We start from the raw sequence: 18,425 nt of genomic DNA, 5'->3' as shown, positions 1-18,425 counted from the left end.
CTTCGATTCTCGCTGGAGTCGGTGGTCCGGAGCGAAGCGGAGGACCACCGACGAGGCTGGGGAGGCGTGAGGTGCGGTCGCTGTGCGGTTGGGCGGGACTCAAATGGGCAGTCGCGAGGGCGAAGGCGCGCGACGCAAGGACCGCAGGGGCGAACGAAGTGAGCGCCGAGGACCACAGCGAGCGCACCGAACCCTCGCGACTGGGGCTTTGGCAGTAGTCGTCTCTGGTCCGCCGTTTCACTTATAAACATTTCCCGAAAACCCAACTCGGCTTACAAATAACCGCCTGACCGCACCGGTTCCGCCCGCTCAGTCACTCGACACGTCCTACCGTCACGTCGAACGGGACGTACTCGACGCGCTCGTACTCCTCGGCGCCGATGGCGTCGACGACCTCGCGGCCCATCTCTCGCCAGCGCTCGCGGAGGCCGTCGTAGGCGGCCTCGGAGGTCGCGGCCACCAGTTCGTCGCGGTGGTCGGCCAGCCCCGCGCCCGAAGCCTTCCGCGCCGCCGACCGCAGCGCGGCCTCGGCGTACGGCGGCTCGGTCCGCTTCTCGTGGACGTAGCGCCGCGTGCGCACGTCGACGAGTCCCGCCTCGCCGAACGCCTCGCGGACCCGGTCGCCGAGCGCCACGTCGGTGTCAACCCCGTCGACGTACGCTTCGCGGGCCTCGCGCTCCAGCCGCTCCTCGGCGTCGACCGTCGAGGTCACCCGCACGTCCCCGTTGTCTGGCTCGACCGCGGCGACGAGGTCCGCGGAGACCCGGGCGAGCTCCCGGACCGCCGCGGTCGGGTCGGGCAGGTTGATCAGCAGCGCCTGACAGACGGCGAGGTCGACCGCGTCGTCGCCGACCGGAAGCCGGGTCGCGTCGCCCGCGAGGTAGTCGATCCGCGCGCCGGCCTCCGCCTCCCGTTCCGCTTCGCGGGCGACCGAGAGGAGTTCCGGGTCGGCGTCGACGCCGATCACGGTCGCGTCCGACCTCGTCTCTTCCCCGGCCGCGTCCGTCGCCTCTCCGTCCGTTCCAGCCGCGTCCGTCGCCTCCCCGGTCGCGTTCGCCTCCGCGGCCAACACGCGGGTCAGCTCCCCGGTGCCGCAGCCGACGTCGAGGACGCGCTCGCGGCTCGGCAGCGCCAAGTCCGCCAGCGCGTCGCGATCGTCGTCCCACATCCCGCGGCGGGTGTGTTCGAGGTACTCGGCGGAGAAGCGTCGCACGGGCCCGCTTCGCCGCGGGCGAAAATAAACGTCCGGAGATCGGTCGCGCCCCGACTCCCTCTCGGGCTCCTCACTCCTCGTCGGCGTCTCCCTCGCTGCCGTCCGGCGAGTCGCCCGCTCCGTCACTTCCGAACCCCAGCAGGTCGGCGGCGAGGACGGCGGTCACGCCGGCGCAGTAGCCGACGAACGCGCTCGTCACCCCGATCGCGGCGAAGCTCATCGCCACGTCACCGAGCCCCGGGTCCCCGCCGTTGACGCCGGGGACGCCGACGACCGTCCCGACGAGGACGAACCCCCCGAGAACGACCGCCGGCACGACGCCGACGGCCAGACAGGCAGGCCCCCCGCAGCGGGCGTACGCCCCGGCGGCGGCCAGCGGGCCGGGCGCGTAGAACACCAGCAGCGGGAGGAGCCGGTCGGTCAGCGCGGCCGCCGCCGTCGCGCCGACCGACTCGGCGACGAACGCGGCGACGAGCACGAGGGCCACGACCCCGGCAAATCCGACCACTAGGCCGACCGCGCGGCCGCGGCGGCGGCCGACGAGCAGCGCTCTCGTGGTGGACATGTCTGTGGATCACCCGGGCCATAACTTAAAACCGCGTCGGACGGACGGCGTCGGCGCGGCCGACGTCTCAGTCGCGGCGGAGCTCGCGCACCCGGTCGATGTTCCACGCGAAGCTCTTCCCGTCCTCGGTCGGCGTCTCCAAGGCGAGCGGCACGTCCGCCAGATCGGGGTGGTTGAGGAACCGCTCCATCCCCGCCTCGCCGATGTGGCCCTCGCCGATGTGGGCGTGTTCGTCCTTGTTGGTGCCGCACTCGTGTTTCGAGTCGTTGAGGTGGACGTACTCCAGGTGTTCGAGGCCGACCACGTCGTCGAACTCGCCGATCGTCTGGTCGACCGCCTCGGGCGTCGAGAGGTCGTAGCCCGCCGCGAAGGCGTGCGCGGTGTCGACGCAGACGTCGATGTCCGTTTCCGTGCGATCGATGACCCCCGCGAGGTGTCCGAACTCGCCGCCGAGCTTCGTCCCCGCGCCCGCGTCGCTCTCGATCAGGATCGTGACGCCGTCGGGGACGTCGAGGTCGTCGATCACGGACGCCGCGTTGTCGAGGCCGCCCTCCACCCCGGCCCCCGTGTGCGCGCCGAGATGGACGTTCACGTACGGGATGCCCAGCTTGTCGGCCGCGTCGACCTCCTTTTGCATCGAGTCGAGCGACTTCTCGCGGAGCCCCTCCTTCGGCGTACAGAGGTTCACGAGGTAGGAGGTGTGGATCACCCACGGCCCCTCCAAGTCGCGTTCGGTCCCCTCGCGGAAGCGCTCGGCCTCTTCGTCGCCGATGCCCGGGTCCTGCCACACCTGCGGCGAGTGCGTGAAGATCTGTCCGCAGTTGCCGCCGACCTCGACCTGATTCGCCACGGCGTTGTCCACGCCGCCGGCGATGGAGACGTGCGCGCCGACCTTGAGACTCATACCGAACACTGGGGGGCGGTCGGAAAAGCATCTTCGGAACCGGGTGAACCGCCGACGGTGTCTCCTACCTTCCGCCGCCTCCGGGCTGAGTCCGGATCCACTCCTCGTCCCGGTACTTCTCCTCGACGAGTTCCTCGGCCCGCTCCAGTTCCGCGTCCGTCCACGAGCCGTCTGGATCCACGGTCGCCTCCGGCGCCGCGCCCGCCCAATCGTCGAGCGCCGCCTCGACGGTCGCCACGGCGTCGGGGCGGTCGACGTCGACGAGGTCGCCCATGCCGACGACGCGCTCGCGGAACTCGTCGGCCGTGACCGGCGGGTCGGCGAACACGCCGAGGTGACGGTCCGCGTCGACCGAGAAGGACAGCGACCCGTGCTGGATCACCGCCTCCCGCTTGCGGTACTGCGCGTTGCCGGCGATCTTTCGCGGTCCGTCGCGGTCGGCATCGGACCCGTCTCCCCCGACTGCCACCACGTCGTGTGCCGGGTGGAGTTCGCGGAGGTAGCAGGCCGGGTGGTACAGCTCCGGGACCGACTCCTCGACATAGTCCGCGTCGACCCCGAGCCGGTCGAACGCGTCGAGGACGGGTTCACAGAGCAGGTGGTAGCAGTCGAGCAGTTCGCCCGGCACCGTCTCGGCGGGGACCGCGATCGCGTACGCGACGTCCCCGCGCGCGTCGTGGTAGATCCCGCCGCCGCCGGTCTGCCGGCGCGTGACGTCGATCCCCTCGCGCTCGCAGAACGCCCAGTCGACCGTCTCCGGGTCCTGATGGCGGCCGAGGGTGAGACAGCTCGGCTCCCAGCGATACGTCCGGAGCGTCGCGGGGCCGCCCGCCGCGGCGGTCTCGGCGGCGACCTCGTCGAGCGCCATCTGCATCGGTCCGGGGCGGGCCTCCTCGCGGATCAGCCGCCAGTCGACGGCGGTCGCAGTCATATCGTCCACGTCGGGTGCCCCGCCGAAAGCGGTTGCGCTCGCCGCCGAGGGCGACGCGACGTGGATTTGCTATCGCGATATACGCTATAATGAGCGCTCCCGCCGAACGCGCGTCCCTTTTAGGAATCGCCGGAGTAGGGGCGCGTATGGTGCGAAACGTCGCCGGCGACATGGCGGAGCTCGACCCCGAGGACTTCTACCTCCTCTCGGGCGTCGAGCAGGGGATGCGCTTCTCGGAGTGGGTCCGCCGCGACAAACTCCCCGACTACGCCGACCTCACGCGCGAGGAGGTCGACTACCGCATCGACCGCTGTCTCGACCGCGAGCTGATCGAGCGGAAGACGATCCAGTACGAGGGGTACCAGCTCACCTTCGAGGGGTACGACGCCTTGGCGCTCCGGACGTTCGCCGAGCGCGAGACGATCGACGGCGTGGGCTCACCGTTGGGACTCGGCAAGGAGGGCGACGTGTACGAGGCGCAGTCGTTCCGGCCGCTCGCCCTGAAGTACCACCGCGAGGGGTACACAAACTTCCGCGAAGTGAAGCGCGAGCGCGAGTACACCGCCGACCGGGACCACGTCTCGTGGCTCTACACCGCGCGCAAGGCGGCCGAACGCGAGTACGAGGTAATGGAGGCGATGTACCCCGACGTGAGCGTCCCGCGACCGGTCGACCACAACCGCCACGCCATCGTGATGGAGAAGTTCGCGGGCGTCGAACTCGCGCGCGCGACGCTCGACCCCGAACAGGCGGTCGGCGTCCTCGATCTGATCCTCCGCGAACTCGCGACCGCCTATGAACTCGGCTGGGTCCACGCCGACGCCTCCGAACACAACGTCGCGGTCGCAGAGGGCGGTATCACGATCTTCGACTGGCCGCAGGCGGTGTCCGTCGACCACGAGAACGCCCGGGAGTTCCTCGAACGCGACGTCGAGAACCTCCTGCGGTACTTCGCTCGGAAATACCCCCACGAAGTGCCCCGAGACGCCGATTCTGACGGGATCGCCGCCGCTATCGCCGACGGCTCGTTCGAGAGCGTTCGGGCCTTCGGCGCAAAATAAACCGCATAGCACGATACAAAATCTGATTTGGTCGGCTATCTCCGGACTTCGACTCGGGAGGCGCAGGGGCCTCCGGACTCGTCGGCCCCATTGGCCCTCGTCGCCGCGCGAGCGCCGTCGCTCGTCCGTGGCCGACCGTTTAGGTTCGCCTAAGATTCGAAACCGCTTTAATCCTTTAGGGTGGCCTAAACCACATGGAACCAGACGCGGGCCGACTCGCGGGCACGCGACGCGACGCGATCAGGTACGCCGGGGCCGTCGCCGGCGCGGGACTGCTCGCCGGGTGTAGCGGGACAGAGTCGGAGCCGAGCGGATCCGACCCCACCGGCGAAACCGGGTCGGCGGGCGATGACTCCGGCGGAGACGGGTCGTCGGGCGAGTCCGACGAGGGAACGTCGTACGCGGCCGCGATGGCGCCGGTCGGGAAGGTGACGTTCGACACGGTCCCCGAAGACGTCATGGTGTACAGCCTGCTGTACGCCGACCTCGCGGTCGCGCTCGGACACGGCGACGCCGTCAACTCGCTCGGCTTCGACGCCGACGCGGGCGGGAACACGCTCGACGCCTACTACGCCGACCTCGACGGCGTCTCGTTCGACAGCGAGGGGCTCACGCAACTCAACAGCGGCTCGGGCGGAGGCATCTCCGTCGACCGCGAACTCCTCTACGAACTCGACTCCGACCTCCACCTCGCGGGCCCGGCGCTGTTCGCCTCCTTCGACGGCTGGGACGAGGACGACGTGAACGAGGTCCGCGACCGCGTCGCGCCGTGGTTCGGGAACGCCTACAGCCGCCGGCACTCGCAGCCGCCCGAGGCGTACCGCGACCGATACGAGTACTACCGTCTCCCGGAGATCGGCGAGCGCGTCGCGGCCGCGTTCCGGGAGGAGGAGCGCTTCGCAGCGCTCGACGCGGTCCGCGAGGACCTGATCGAGACGATCCGGAGCGACCTCCCGCCGGCGGAGGAGCGGCCGACCGTCGCGACGCTTCTCTACATGGACGGGACCTACTACCCCTCGCGGACCGACGAGCCCGGGTTCGCGAACGCGCACGTGCGTCCGTTCGAGGTCCCCGACGCGTTCGCGGCCGAGGAGGTCACCTACGAGACGGCCTACGACCACGAGCAACTGCTGGAAGTCGACCCCGATGTCATCCTCCACCAGTACGGGATCGCCTCCTACTACGACGTCGGCGCGATCCGCGAGGAGCTGTCGGAACACCCGGTTGTCGGCGAGCTCTCCGCGATAGCGAACGACCGCTTCTACCCCTCCGGCGACCCGGTTCAGGGGCCGATCATGAACCTGTTTCAGCTGGAGATGACCGCGAAGCAGCTGTTTCCGGAGCGGTTCGGCGAGTGGCCGGGCTACGAGCACGGCGACGACTACCCCGCCATCCCGGCCGACGAGCGACTCTTCGACCGCGACGAGGTCGCCTCGATCGTCACGGGTGGGGCCGAATGACCAGTCCCGCCGAGACGGGGGCGGCCGAGCGCGACGTCGTCGTGGTCGGCTGCGGGCCGGCCGGCTGCGCCGCCGCGGTGTTCGCCGCGCGCGACGGCCTCGACGTGGCCGTCTTCGACCGCGGTCGGTCGTCGCTCGCGCGGTGCGCGCACTTGGAGAATTACCCCGGCTTCCCGGCCGGTATCGACGTCGGGACCCTCTCGGACCTCATGCGCGCCCAGGCCGAACGGGCGGGCTGTGCCGTCGTCGACGACCTCGTCGAGTCCGTCGAACGCCTGGGGGATTCCGACGCCGACGAACCGCCGTTCGAGGTGACACTACAGGAGGGCGAGCCGGTGGCCGCCCGCCGGGTGATCGCGGCGACGCGCTACGACGGTGAGTACCTCCGCGGGCTCGACGACGACGACGCGATGTTCGAGGTCCACGATCACGCCGGCGAGACCCACGAGCACTTCGACAGAGAGTACGCCGACCGCGACGGGACGACCCCCGTCGACGGGCTGTACGTCGCTTCCCCCTCGGACGCCGACCGGCAGGCGGTTACGGCCGCGGGGCGGGGCGCGCGCGTCGGCAAGCGCGTCGTCGCCGACGCCCGGATCGACGACGGCTGGTGGCCCGAGGCGGCCGAGGGTGTCGACTGGGTCCGCCGCGAGGCCGAACTCGACGGCGAGTGGGCCGACCGCGACCGGTGGGTCGAGTGGTTCGACGCGGAGCACGCGGACGGCCCGGTCGACCCCGACTCGGCGCGGTTCGCGCGCGTCCGCGAGGCCGCGGTCGACGACGCGCTGGCGTCGTACGTCGACGCCGACGAGGAGGCGGCCCGCACCGCGGCGGGCCACCGCGCGCTCGCCGAACGGCTCGATCCCGACGCGGTCGTCGACGCCCACGGCCCCGACGCGCTGCTCGGCGCGATGGACGACGAGGCGGTCGCGGCGTACGCGGCCGACGGGGGGCCGGACGCGCCGCAAGCCGACGGGGGAACGCGATGACCGGCGAGCGACCGGCGACCGACGGGGGATCGGTGACCAGCGACGAGGGGCGGCGCGTCGGCAGCGGGTCCTCCGCCCGACGACCGGCCGAGGGCGACCGGCTCGGGTGGCTGTTCGAGCCGCGGCTGCTGACCGTCGCGGCCGCGAGCCTCCTGCTGGTCGTCCTCGCCGGGCTCGTTCAGGTGAGCTTCGGCGCGTACTCGATGACGGTCGGGCAGGCGTGGCGGGCCGTCCTCGACCCCGCCGTCCTGCTCGATCCGCGGTGGTCCCTCAACTTCCTGCTCGGTGAGGAACTCATGCGCGCGGTCACGGGGTTCCAAGGCGAACTTCCGGAGCTCGCGCGCGAGACGCTCGTCGTCTGGAACATCCGCCTGCCGCGGGTGCTCGTCGCCGTCGTCGTCGGCGCCAACCTCGCCGTCTCCGGCGCCATCTTCCAGGCGGTGACGCGGAACGAGCTCGCCAGCCCGTTCATCCTCGGCGTCTCCTCCGGCGCCGGCTTAATGATCCTGCTCACGCTCGTCGTGTTCGGCGGCCTCTCGGCGTTCCTCCCGCTGATCGCGGCGCTGGGCGGATCGGTCGCGTTCCTGATCGTGTACGCCATCGCGTGGAAGAACGGGACGAGCCCCGTCCGGCTCGTGCTCGCGGGCGTCATCGTCGGCACCGTCTTCAACAGCCTCCAGACGGGGCTGTTCTTCTTCGCCGACGACATCGGGGTCGTCCAGTCGGCGATCCAGTGGACCACCGGCTCGCTGACGGGGGCCGACTGGGAGCAGGTCCGGATGGCGCTCCCGTGGACGCTCGCGGCGATGGGGCTGGCGCTCGCGGGGTCCCGGCAGCTGAACCTCCTCCTCTTGGGCGAACAGACGGCGAAGTCGCTGGGGATGTCGATCGAGAAGGTGCGGTTCGCGCTCTCCGGTGTCGCCGTGCTGGCGGCGGCCGCCAGCATCGCGGTGGCCGGGATCGTGAGCTTCGTCGGCCTCATCGTCCCGCACGTCGTCCGGAACCTCGTCGGCAGCGACTACAAGCGGGTGATCGTCGGCTGCCTGTTCGTCGGCCCGGCGCTGATGGTCGGCGCCGACGTCGGGGCGCGCCTCGGGATGAGCGTCCTCACCGGCGCGGACGCGCAGATCCCGGTTGGGATCGTCACCGGGCTGGTCGGCGGGCCGTACTTCCTGTACCTGATGCGGCGACAGCAGAACGTGGGTGACCTCTGAATGTCCATCGAACACGCGAACGCGACGGAGTCGGACGAACCGAGCGGCGCGAACGAATCGCCGGAAGCGATCGAGTCGGACGCGGCGACCGACGCGAGCGACCTCGACGCCGAGGACCTCGTGTTGGGCTACCCGACGGCCCCGGAGCCCGTGGTCGACGGCGAGTCGATCGCGGCCGAGCCGGGCGCGGTGACGGCGCTCGTCGGCCCGAACGGCTCCGGGAAGAGCACCCTGCTGAAGGGGCTCGCAAACCAGATCGACCCCGACGGCGGCTCGGTGCTGCTCGACGGGCGCGACGTCCACTCGATGGACACGAAGGCGCTCGCGAAGCGGCTCGGGCTGCTCTCGCAGGAGAGCACGTCGCCAGACAGCATCACCGTCGAGGACCTCGTGTACCACGGCCGCTACCCGCACCGCGGGTTCTTCGAGCGGACAACAAGCGAGGACGCCCGGGCGGTCGAACGCGCCATCGACCTGGCGGGCTGCGGCCACCTGCGCGACCGAGAGGTCGGGAGCCTCAGCGGCGGGCAGAAGCAGTTGGCGTGGATCGCGATGATTCTCGCGCAGGACACCGACGTGCTCCTGCTCGACGAGCCGACGACGTTCCTCGACCTCCATCACCAGATGGAGGTGATGGAGATCATCGAGACGCTCCGCGACGAGAGCGACGTGACGGTCGTCGTCGTCCTCCACGACATCGAGCAGGCCGCGCGGCTCGCGGACCGCGTGGTCGCGCTCAAGGACGGCGAGGTCCGAGCGCGCGGCCCGCCCGAGGCGGTCGTCACCGAAGAGCTGCTCTCCGGGGTGTTCCGCGTCGACGCCGAGGTCGTCGACACCGACAGCGGCCCGCGAGTGACGCCGATCCGCGCGCGCCACGAGGAGTAGCGCGGCTCGGCACGCGTCCGGGCCCGCCGCCGCGTTCTCGCGTCTGTTTTAGACAAGCCTAAAAACCGGAACGGTTATAGTGTTTTAGGTGAGCCTAAAAGCATGCCCAACGGAGCCGAAGTCCCGACGGAACCGACCCGCAGAACCTTCGCGAAGTACGGCGGTACGGTCGCGCTCGGCGGCCTGCTCGCCGGCTGTGCGGGCGGCGAGGCGGAGTCCAATCCGGCCGGCGGCGACGGCGGCGAGACCGAATCGGCGGGGAGCGAGCCGAGCGACTCGGACGACTCCTCGGCGGACGACGCCGGCGACGGGAGCTACACCGCGTCCATCTCGCCGGTCGGCGAGGTGACGTTCGAGTCGCCGCCGGAGACGGTGTTCACGCGCCTGACGCACCACGCGGACATGGCGTTCGCGCTGGGGCGGAGCGACGGGATCACCGCGATGCACGCGCCCGACTACTACGACGGCCTCTGGAACCAGTTCGTCGAGCGGCTCCCCGGCGTCTCGCTGGACTGGTCCGGGCTCTACTCCTCGTGGCAGCCGGACAAGGAGAAGCTGTACGAACTGGACAGCGACGTCCACCTCGCGGACCCGGCGTGGATCACGCGACAGGACGCGTGGGGGCGCGAGGACGTCGACGAGATCGCCGAGCGCGTCTCGCCGTGGTTCGGCAACTCGCTTTCCGACCGCCATCAGGAGCCCCCCGAGGGGTGGGCGGACGGGTACCAGTACTACGGCCTCTGGGCGCAGTTCGAACTCGTCGCCGAGGCGTTCCGGGAGCGCGAGCGCTACGAGGCGCTCGCCGCGGTCCGCGAGGACCTCCTCGCCACGGTCGACGACGGGCTGCCGTCGGAGTCGGAGCGCCCGACCGCGATCATGGTCGCGGCCGCCGACATCGAGGAGATCTACGCGTACACCCTGAGCAACCCCGGGTTCCTCACGTCGCACACGCGGCCGCTCGGGCCCCGCGACGCCTTCGAGGGGAGCGTCGAGTCCGGCACCGTCGTCGACTTCGAGACCATCTTAGAGGCCGACCCCGAAGTCATCCTCTACCTCGGCGGCTTCGAGCCGGGGACGGACATGGCCGGGCGGCGGACGGCGTTCGAGGAGGACCCCGTCGGCTCGGAGGTCACGGCGGTGAAGAACGGCCGGATCCACCCGCAGGGCGCCCGGTATCAGGGGCCTGTCCTCAACCTCTTCCAGCTGGAGATGACCGCGAAGCAGCTGTATCCCGACGCGTTCGGCGAGTGGCCCCGCTACGAGGAGGGCCCGTACCCGGAGATCCCGGAAGACGAACGGCTGTTCGACCGGCAGCGCGTCGCAGACGTGATCAACGGGAACCTGTAGATGCGCGCCCGCGAGTCGGCGTTCGCGGTGGGCAACGCGACCCGAGACCGACGCCCGTATCTCGTCTCGGCCGCATCGACGGGTATGGACCCGAACCGCGACGTGGTCGTCATCGGCGGCGGGGTCGCCGGGCTCTCGGCGGCCGTCTACACCGCCCGGCAGGAGCTCGACACGCTCGTCGTCGACCCCGGCGGCTCGATCCTCCGCCGGAACGCACGCCTTGAGAACGTCCCCGGTTTCCCGCTCGGCGTCGACGCTCGGCGGTTCCTCGACCTGCTCGGGGAGCAGGCCGAGACCGCCGGCGCGGACCGCCTCGACGCCCGCGTCACGCGGATATCGCTCGTCGACCCGGACAGCGGTGAAGACGGGGGCGACGACCCCGACGACGCTTCCGACGACGCCAGATTCGTGGTCGCGACCGACGGTGACGACCGGATCCGGGCGCGACACGTCGTCGCCGCGACGAAGAACGAGGTGGGCTATCTGGAGGCGCTCGACGGCGTCGGGATCGTCGACCGCGGGAAGACGTACGTCGACGCCGACGAGCGCGGGCGGACGGGCGTTGACGGGCTGTACGCCGCGGGGCGACTCGCTCGCAAACCGCATCAGGCCGCGGTGTGCGCCGGCCACGGCGCCGAGGTCGCCGTCACGCTCCTCGAAGAAGCGGACGTCCCGTTCTACCACGACTGGGTGGCGCCAAAGGGGTACTTCACCGACCGCGACCGCGAGGTGCCGCCCGGCTGCGAGGAGATCGACGCCGCGGAGCGCCGCGAGCGCGAGGCGGCCGCGCTCGACGCGACCCGCGACCGGTTCGCCGAGCCGCACCCGGACCCGCAGGAGACGCACCCGAGCTTGGAGGAGTGACGCCGGAGTCGCTAAAACGGAGACACCCGTGATCGGAACCACCCTACTCGACATCGCGGACCACATCGAATCGCTCGCGGTCGACGACGGCGAGTTCACGCTCGTCTGTGCGCGGTACGGCGACCGGCCGGTCCCGGCCGCGGGGCTGCGCTTCGACAGCCGCGAGACCGCCCGCGCGGCCGCCCGGGCGACCGAGCAGTACCGCGACGCGCTCCGCCGCTACGACCCCGAACTCCCCTTCTACGACGTCGTCGCCAGACAGGAGTTCGCCGAGCCACCGGCGCGCCCGACGGGCCGAGACGGCGAATCCCCGCTCTTCGCCCCCACCGCCGACGAGTCGTTGCCGGACGAGCTGGCCGATCGGGTCGTGGGCAACGCCGCACACCGCCGGCGCGGCGTCGACGCCGGACCCGACGAGGAACGGGCAAACCGCCGAACTCCGGACGGAGCGACGAGTCGCGGGCGGCGTCGCGATCGCGTCGAGTTCTGTCACGCGGCGGCTGCGGCGACGTTCGAGGCGCTCTCCGCCGGCGGCCACGACCGCGCCGAGTCGGCGGTGATGGACGCGTACTTCTCTCGCGCGGAGCGGATCGCCGACCCGGACCGGCTGTGTCTGTCCCTGCTCGAAGCGATGGCAACGGCGCTGGACCGCCACCTCGACCCGGCGACGCAGGCGTCTGTGCTGTCCGACGCGGCCGACCGGCTCTCAGAGCCCCGCGAACGGCCCGCCGCCGATCCGGTGAGCGCGGCGTTCGATCGGCTCGCAGGGGTCGGTCTCGCTGACGGGTACGAGCGCGTCGACGACCCCGGACCGGCCACGGAGCCCGACTCGTCGGCGACGGCCGACGCGACGGTCTGCGTCTCCGGCTATGCCCTGTCGCCGACCGACGGGCGGGTCCCGACGCTCCCCGTGGCGCTGGAGCTAAGTCGCCGAGACCCGCGCGGGCGGATCGCCGGGGTCGCCCTCCTCGCGGGCGGCGGCGACCCGGCCGGCCCGGACTGGCGGTTCCGGATCGCTCCCGACGACGCCGCCGTCGACGGCGGTCCGGCGAGCGCGCCGGTCCCGTCGGAGCGGTGACGCCGCGTCCCCCGTCCCCGCGTGCCGCCGGCCGGTCCGCGTCCTCCGGCCCCGGCGCTACTCGTCGTCGGGCTCGATCCGGACGAGGTCGGCCTCGACGTCCTCGACGAACGCGCCCTGACCGCCCACGGCGACCTCGCCGTCGGCGGTCTCGACGACGAGCGAGTGCTCGACCGGGAACTCGTTGTTCGTCGGCTCGACCATCCCCTGTCTCGTCTCGACGACGCGGCCGACGACCTCGGCCGGCTCGTCGTCGTCGGTCCACCGGCCGCCGACGGTCACCCGCGGCGGGTCGCCGGCGCGGAGCCGCAGCGTCGCCTGGAGGACGGTGTGTCTGAAGTCGGTGTACTCGACCGGGAGCGGCGCCGGGTCGGCGACGGCGAGCTCGGTCGCGGCGGGCCAGTAGTTCCCGAGGAAGGATCCGACGATCACGGGCGCGAGCTGCTCCTGTGCGAACGCGATCGCCTGTCGGTCGGTCGTCGACTGACGGAGGAGCTCCGGCGGGGAGACGACGCCGGCCGCGGAGTCGACGGTGAGCAGCGTCGGCATCGCCTCGCTCCACGTCCGGACGACGTTCGCGACGCCCGCCAGCCCGGGGTCGTCCGCGCCCAGGTCCGCGGCCGCGTCGGAGACGACGAGGAGGACGAGGACGCCGCGGTCGACCGCGTCGGCGAGCGCCTCCTTCACCTCGGGGAGCTGCTTCGCGGTGATCGACAGCGCCACCTCGCTCTCGGCGTCCGCGAGCAGTGAGCGGATCCGCTTGATGACGGTGGCCCGCGACTTGATCACCTCGAACTGCTCGGCCTGGCGCTCCACGCGGGAGTACCGCTCCGCCAGCCCGGGCCGCATCGCGTCCACGTCGGACCGGAGCCGGTCGATCACCTCGTCCGGCGGGTTCGCGCGGATCGTCGTCGGCACGACGTGGTCGTTCACCTCGACGAAGCCGCGCTCCGCGAGCGACTCGCTCACGCTGTAGACGTACCGCTTCGAGACGCCCGCCGCGTCGGCGACGGTGCTCGCCTTCGCCTCGCCGTGTTCCAGCAGACTGAGATAGGTGTCGACCTCCTTGTCCGAGAGCCCGAATCGACGGAGGAGATCGGTCAGCGTCCGGTCGTCCATACGCACGCCTCTGCCGAGCGACACTTATAAGAGTCGGTACCGGGCGGCTCCGCGGCCCCGCGACCCACCGGCGACGGCCGACCGGTCACCGGAGCACGGCGACGGCGTCGACCGCGACCCGCCTCCCCTCCTCGCCGTCGCGTTCCACCGCGTTTCCGTCTCCGAACAGGTCGGCCTCGGCCCCGTCGGGCACGGCGACGGTCGCCGGCTCCGCCGCGAAGTTGACGACGACGAGGAGCGGGTCGCGGTCGGCGTCGCCGCCATCGGTCGCCCCGGCCGCTGGCGGCGTCCGCTCGTAGGCGGTCACGCGGTCGGCGTCTCCCTCGACGACGCGCACCCCGCTCGCGCGGCCGTCGAACCGCACGTCCCCGTCCCGGAGGAGCGGTTCGGCCTCGCGCAGCGCGGCCAGCCGGCGGTGGAAGTCGGTGAGTTTGTTGTCGCCGTCGTGCCACCGGATCGGCCCGCGGTACGTCTCGTTGCCGCGCTCCTGCCCGGCGTAGATCATCGGCGCGCCCGGCAACGTGAACGTCACGGCGGCGGCCGCGCGGAGGGCCGCCCGGCCGTACTCCGCGAGGTACCGGTCCTCGTCGTGGTTCTCGACGTACCGCATCTGGGCACCGTGGTCGTCGAAGCCCAGCCACTCGCCGCGCGCGAGCGCGGTCTCGACCGCCTCCGCCGGCTCCTCGCCCGCGCCGATCGATCGGAGCGTCTCGTACAGCGAGGTGTCGTAGTGGACGTCGAACTCCCCCTCGCCGTAGAAGGGGTCGTGCGGGAGCGTCTCGTCGAGGAGCAGGGTGTCCGCCGGGACGCGGTCGGCGACCTCCTTCCAGAAGCCGTGCGGGACGCCCCACGCCACGTCGGCGCGGAACCCGTCCACGACGGCGGCCCACTCGTCGACCACGTCGAGCAGCCGCTCGCGGACCGCCGGGCTGTCGTAGTTGAGGTTCGGGATGCGACCCCACTCGAAGTAGTGGTCCGGCGCCGCGCCGCCGTCGAGTTCGGCCCAGTCGATCCCGGTCACGTCGGCGGTCGCGTCGCTCCGGCGGTAGTGGTCGGCGTACGCGTCGACGCCGGCCGAGTGAAGCTGGAACGCCGGGTGGTCGCGGGAGGTGTGGTTGATCACCAAGTCGAAGACGACGCGGATCCCGGCGTCGTGGCACGCGTCGACGAGCGACTCGAACGCCTCGCGCGAGCCGAGGTCCGCGGCGGTGTCGTAGTAGTCGGTGACGTGGTAGCCGTGGTCCGTCGGCGAGGCGAGGACGGGCGTGAGCCAGAGCGCGTCGACGCCGAGGTGGTCGAGGTACTCGACCCGGCGCTCGACCTCGCGGAACGTCGTCGGAAGCGTGTCGCCCGCGAACGACCGCACGAAGACCTCGTAGATCGTCGGCGATTCGGCCCACTCGGGCGTCGGGTTCGGGTCGACGAGCGCGACCGACGCGGCCGCTTCGCTTCCGTCCGTTTCGGTCTCGTCCGCCTCGACCCGCACCGTCTCCGCCGCCCCGTACCGCTCGCCGTGCGGGACCGCGTGGATCCGGACCGAATCCGGGAGGTCGTCGAGCGGGACCGAGAGCGTTCGGCCCTCCGCCTGCGACTCGATCGCCGCGACGGCCTCCGGGTCGGCGTCGCGATCGTCAACGAGGAACGCCGCGTCGAGGGCATCCGGGTCGCCGCCGCGCTCGACGTCGTCGACCGCTGGCGCGGAGTCGACCGCGGCGGTCAGGCGGAGCCGGTCGCTCTCCTCGGGATCGTCGGCCTCGACGACCGTCGCGTCCAGCGAGACCCGTGGGCGGCCGGGGCCGGGGACCTCGCACTCCCCGTGAACCGCCGCCGAGCGGTCGCCGTCGGGGACGAAGCCGAAGCCGTGACGCCCCGGGGGAACCCGCACCGACGCGACCCACTCGTCGCCGTCGCGCTCCGCCCGGTCGAGCGCGAGCCGGTTCTCGTTGTGGGGCCACAGGAGGGAGACGCGGTCGGGGTCGGTCTCGTTGCCGGCGAGGTCGTCGACCGGCACGCGAATATCCGCCTCGCGGCGCTCGTCGGGGAAGACCCGCACGCGCTGTCGGTGGGTCCCGTCCGGCGCGTCGAGCGCGAGGACGTAGGTCCCGGGGGCGTCCGGGTCGAGGTGGACGACCGGGTCGTCGTCGCGGCTCGTCTCGCCCGCGCGCAGCACCGCGGTCGGGGTCTCCGAACCGACCGCCGTCGCCGAACTCGGGGGGCCGGTCGCGTCCGGATCCGGGCGGTCTCCGGGGGAGAGGTCGCTGTCGGCGGGCGCGTCGCGGACGGTCCACCCGTAGGTCCCGTCGGGGTCGGGCGAGCGCGGCGCCAGTTCGACGGGCTCGCCGACGCTCGTCGTTCGCGGGGGGCCGGGTTCGTGCACGCCCCGTCTCTCGTCGCGCCGCGGTTTGAGGGTTTCCGTCCGCCAACGATTGAACAATAATTACACCAAAGCTTCATACGGAGCGGCGGCGTGTGTTCGCGTAATGCAGCTTCGCGACGCGCTCGACGACTACAAGCGCCACGCCGGCGACGGGACGCGCTTCCCCGGCGAGCGGCGCACCGTCTCCGGTCGATTCTCCGGCGGCGACGGTCGGCTCGTCCACGTCGGCGACGACGGCGAACTCCGCGACTTCGGCTACCCGCTCACCGGCCGGACCGGGCTCGTGCGGTCCCGGATCGGCCTCGCCGTCGGCGACGAGGTCGCGTGGCTCGACGAGGCCGACACGACCCAGCGGTACGTCGGCGACTCCGCGTTGGTCGAGACGGTCCACGAGACGCCGCGCGCGACGGTGACCCGCCACGACGTCACGCTCGGCGACGCGCACCTCACTCGGGCGTCGGTCGAGTTCGAGGACGGAACCGCGGTCGACCCCGCGGACGCCTCGCTCGTCGTCTACGCCCGCTTCGCGCCCGACGGCCGCGACGACCGGGTTGGGCAGCTCCGCTACGACGACGCCGTCGAGGTGTACCACGCCGACGAACACGACTACCTCGCGAGCGCGACCGGCTTCGCCGACCTCCGCGGCCAGCTCCCGACCACGTTCCCCGAACTGCTCGACGACGACCCCACGGAGCTCCCGCGCGACCGCGACGGCGACCGCTACGAGGAGGAGCGCCTCTCGGGCGAGGTGATCGCCGACGTGCCGTTCGACGACGGAGTCGCGACGGTCGCCACGCTCCTGACGGACGGCGCGGAGACCGACCGCGAGGCCGCCCGCGAGCGCCTCGACGACCTGTTCGCCGACCTCGACAGCGTCGACGCGCTCGCGGACGCGGCCGCCGACGCGCTCCCCGCCGTCCCCGAATCGACCCCTGCCCGCGACTCGGTCGTCGCGGACCTCCGGGTCCTCTCGCTGCTCTCCGCCCCGTCCGGGCTCCGGATCGCGGGGCCCGACTTCGACCCGTACTACGAGCACTCCGGCGGCTACGGCTACACGTGGTTCCGCGACGACGCGGAGATATCCGGCTTCCTGCTCGGGGCCGCCGACGCGCTCGACCTCGACCTCGACGACCGGCACGCCCGGTCCGCGGCGATGTACGTCGCCACGCAGCGCCCCGACGGCTCGTGGCCCCACCGGGTGTGGCCCCGCGACGGCGCGCTCGCGCCCGGGTGGGCGAACGCCCGCATCGAGGACGGGCCGGACGTGGACTACCAGGCCGACCAGACGGGCAGCGTCGTCGCGTACCTCGCGCGGGCCCGTGAGGCGGGGGTCGCCGGACCCCGTCCGGCTGCCAGCGGGACGTCGTCCCGCACTGTCGATGCCAAGGGGCTCGACGCGACCCTCGTCGCCGCGCTCGCGGGCCTCGACCGCACGCTCGAACCGGACGGTCGCCCCGTCGTCTGTCAGAACGCGTGGGAGGACTCGGCCGGCCGGTTCACCCACACCGCCGCGACGTTCCTCGAGGCGTACAGCGAGGTCGGTCGCCACGGCAAGGGCCTCACGCTCGACGCGCTCGACGACCCCGACGCCGTCCCCGGCGCGGCGTCGCTCCCGGACGACCTCGCCGCGCACGCCCGCGATCGGGCCCGGGAGGTGTACGATGCGCTCGACGACCTGTGGGTGCCCGAGCGCGGCTGCTACGCCGTCCGCGAGACGCTCGACGGCGGGATAGACGACCGGCTCGACTCCGCGACGCTGGCGCTCGCGGCTGCGCACCGCTCCTTCGACGCGCTCGGGGCGGGGGACGACGAGCCCGGAGACGGCGGCGCGGGGGACGACGAGCCCGGAGACGGCGGCGCGGTCGACGACGAGCGCCTCGACCGGCTGGTCTCGCACGTCGAGACGGTCGTCGACGGGCTCTATCACGAGACCGACGACATCACCGGGCTGATCCGCTACGAGGGCGACGGCTGGCGCAAGGCCGACCAGCTCTCGGAGAAGGTATGGACCGTCTCGACCGCGTGGGGGGCGAACGCCTGCGCGGAGCTCGCCGCGCTGCTCGCGGCGCACGACGACCCGCGCGCCGCCGAGATGACGGCCCGGGCTCGCGACCTGCTCGGGCACGTCTCGCCCGGCGGAACGCTGTGCGAGCCGACGACGTACCTCCCCGAGCAGTTCTTCGACGACGGGACGCCCGACAGCGCGACCCCGCTCGGCTGGCCGCACGCGATCCGACTGGCGACGGTCGCGCTCCTCGACGACGAACTGCCGCAGTTCACCGACGCCGCGACCGCGGACGACTGACCGACTCGCGGCGACTGTTTCTCACCGAACTCGGTGCGGTGGCGCGTGCCTGCGAGCGCCCGGAGGGCGCGAGACAGCACGCGCGAGGGAGTCGCGAACGCCCGTAGGGCGTG

At 72.1% G+C, this 18,425-nt stretch carries 15 protein-coding genes; 9 read left to right on the top strand and 6 right to left on the bottom strand.

From position 1 onward, the window contains the following. Positions 1–313 precede the first annotated feature (313 nt). The 4 genes from C463_RS02010 to C463_RS01995 all read right to left on the bottom strand — a co-directional run bounded on the left by C463_RS02010 (position 314) and on the right by C463_RS01995 (position 3,613). Positions 314–1,213 (bottom strand): class I SAM-dependent methyltransferase, encoded by a 900-nt coding sequence (locus C463_RS02010; RefSeq protein WP_008440621.1) that lies wholly within the window; start codon positions 1,211–1,213, stop codon positions 314–316. A gap of 70 nt (positions 1,214–1,283) precedes the next feature. Then, a complete protein-coding gene (locus C463_RS02005; protein WP_008440620.1) occupies positions 1,284–1,778 on the bottom strand; it encodes a hypothetical protein in 495 nt (164 codons plus the stop codon). 67 nt (positions 1,779–1,845) lie between these two features. Beyond that, on the bottom strand, positions 1,846–2,682 hold the full coding sequence (locus C463_RS02000) for a deoxyribonuclease IV (protein WP_008440618.1): 837 nt from the start codon (positions 2,680–2,682) through the stop codon (positions 1,846–1,848). 64 nt (positions 2,683–2,746) lie between these two features. Beyond that, on the bottom strand, positions 2,747–3,613 hold the full coding sequence (locus C463_RS01995; RefSeq protein ID WP_049905399.1) for a lipoate--protein ligase family protein: 867 nt from the start codon (positions 3,611–3,613) through the stop codon (positions 2,747–2,749). A gap of 146 nt (positions 3,614–3,759) precedes the next feature. Here C463_RS01995 and C463_RS01990 point away from each other — a divergent pair, with 146 nt between their 5' ends. The 8 genes from C463_RS01990 to C463_RS01955 all read left to right on the top strand — a co-directional run bounded on the left by C463_RS01990 (position 3,760) and on the right by C463_RS01955 (position 12,511). Next, positions 3,760–4,674, top strand: a complete 915-nt coding sequence (locus tag C463_RS01990) for a serine/threonine-protein kinase RIO2 (RefSeq protein WP_008440616.1) — start codon at positions 3,760–3,762, stop codon at positions 4,672–4,674. A gap of 194 nt (positions 4,675–4,868) precedes the next feature. Continuing rightward, positions 4,869–6,134 carry an ABC transporter substrate-binding protein gene (locus tag C463_RS01985; protein ID WP_008440615.1) on the top strand — a complete coding sequence of 422 codons (1,266 nt, stop codon included), beginning with the start codon at positions 4,869–4,871 and terminating at the stop codon, positions 6,132–6,134. After that, positions 6,131–7,123 carry an FAD-dependent oxidoreductase gene (locus tag C463_RS01980; protein WP_008440614.1) on the top strand — a complete coding sequence of 331 codons (993 nt, stop codon included), beginning with the start codon at positions 6,131–6,133 and terminating at the stop codon, positions 7,121–7,123. Before C463_RS01985 ends, C463_RS01980 begins: the two co-directional genes overlap by 4 nt. Continuing rightward, positions 7,120–8,337 carry a FecCD family ABC transporter permease gene (locus tag C463_RS01975; RefSeq protein ID WP_008440613.1) on the top strand — a complete coding sequence of 406 codons (1,218 nt, stop codon included), beginning with the start codon at positions 7,120–7,122 and terminating at the stop codon, positions 8,335–8,337. The genes C463_RS01980 and C463_RS01975 overlap by 4 nt, the downstream gene beginning before the upstream one ends. Beyond that, complete coding sequence (locus C463_RS01970; RefSeq protein WP_008440612.1) at positions 8,338–9,222, top strand: ABC transporter ATP-binding protein; 885 nt, start codon at positions 8,338–8,340, stop codon at positions 9,220–9,222. It abuts the gene before it with no gap. Positions 9,223–9,324: 102 nt separating this feature from the next. Beyond that, positions 9,325–10,569, top strand: a complete 1,245-nt coding sequence (locus C463_RS01965; protein WP_008440611.1) for an ABC transporter substrate-binding protein — start codon at positions 9,325–9,327, stop codon at positions 10,567–10,569. Continuing rightward, positions 10,570–11,433: an FAD-binding protein gene (locus C463_RS01960; RefSeq protein WP_008440610.1), complete on the top strand. Its 864-nt coding sequence runs from the start codon at positions 10,570–10,572 to the stop codon at positions 11,431–11,433. It abuts the gene before it with no gap. 28 nt (positions 11,434–11,461) lie between these two features. Continuing rightward, positions 11,462–12,511: a DUF7551 domain-containing protein gene (locus tag C463_RS01955; RefSeq protein ID WP_008440609.1), complete on the top strand. Its 1,050-nt coding sequence runs from the start codon at positions 11,462–11,464 to the stop codon at positions 12,509–12,511. A 57-nt stretch (positions 12,512–12,568) separates the two neighbouring features. Here C463_RS01955 and C463_RS01950 read toward each other — a convergent pair whose 3' ends face one another. Together C463_RS01950 and C463_RS01945 are read right to left on the bottom strand one after the other, a co-directional pair. Continuing rightward, positions 12,569–13,630: a TrmB family transcriptional regulator gene (locus tag C463_RS01950; protein ID WP_008440607.1), complete on the bottom strand. Its 1,062-nt coding sequence runs from the start codon at positions 13,628–13,630 to the stop codon at positions 12,569–12,571. 85 nt (positions 13,631–13,715) lie between these two features. Continuing rightward, a complete protein-coding gene (locus tag C463_RS01945; RefSeq protein WP_008440606.1) occupies positions 13,716–16,007 on the bottom strand; it encodes an alpha-amylase family glycosyl hydrolase in 2,292 nt (763 codons plus the stop codon). A gap of 103 nt (positions 16,008–16,110) precedes the next feature. Here C463_RS01945 and C463_RS01940 point away from each other — a divergent pair, with 103 nt between their 5' ends. Beyond that, the gene (locus C463_RS01940; protein WP_008440605.1) at positions 16,111–18,312 is read left to right on the top strand and encodes a hypothetical protein; all 2,202 of its coding nucleotides are present in this window, start codon (positions 16,111–16,113) and stop codon (positions 18,310–18,312) included. Positions 18,313–18,425: the final 113 nt, after the last annotated feature.

The sequence above is a fragment of the Halorubrum californiense DSM 19288 genome (assembly GCF_000336875.1).
Lineage (GTDB): Archaea > Halobacteriota > Halobacteria > Halobacteriales > Haloferacaceae > Halorubrum > Halorubrum californiense.
The sequence above is the reverse complement of the archived record's forward strand: the minus strand, read 5'-3'. Positions and strand labels throughout refer to the sequence as shown.

Coding starts and splice junctions, on each gene's coding strand:
- C463_RS01950 (WP_008440607.1), bottom strand. CDS start 13,630: ATGGACGACCGGACGCTGACCGATCTCCTCCGTCGATTCGGGCTCTCG.
- C463_RS01975 (WP_008440613.1), top strand. CDS start 7,120: ATGACCGGCGAGCGACCGGCGACCGACGGGGGATCGGTGACCAGCGAC.
- C463_RS01980 (WP_008440614.1), top strand. CDS start 6,131: ATGACCAGTCCCGCCGAGACGGGGGCGGCCGAGCGCGACGTCGTCGTG.
- C463_RS02000 (WP_008440618.1), bottom strand. CDS start 2,682: ATGAGTCTCAAGGTCGGCGCGCACGTCTCCATCGCCGGCGGCGTGGAC.
- C463_RS01965 (WP_008440611.1), top strand. CDS start 9,325: ATGCCCAACGGAGCCGAAGTCCCGACGGAACCGACCCGCAGAACCTTC.
- C463_RS01940 (WP_008440605.1), top strand. CDS start 16,111: ATGCAGCTTCGCGACGCGCTCGACGACTACAAGCGCCACGCCGGCGAC.
- C463_RS02005 (WP_008440620.1), bottom strand. CDS start 1,778: ATGTCCACCACGAGAGCGCTGCTCGTCGGCCGCCGCCGCGGCCGCGCG.
- C463_RS01960 (WP_008440610.1), top strand. CDS start 10,570: ATGCGCGCCCGCGAGTCGGCGTTCGCGGTGGGCAACGCGACCCGAGAC.
- C463_RS01985 (WP_008440615.1), top strand. CDS start 4,869: ATGGAACCAGACGCGGGCCGACTCGCGGGCACGCGACGCGACGCGATC.
- C463_RS01970 (WP_008440612.1), top strand. CDS start 8,338: ATGTCCATCGAACACGCGAACGCGACGGAGTCGGACGAACCGAGCGGC.
- C463_RS01995 (WP_049905399.1), bottom strand. CDS start 3,613: ATGACTGCGACCGCCGTCGACTGGCGGCTGATCCGCGAGGAGGCCCGC.
- C463_RS01990 (WP_008440616.1), top strand. CDS start 3,760: ATGGTGCGAAACGTCGCCGGCGACATGGCGGAGCTCGACCCCGAGGAC.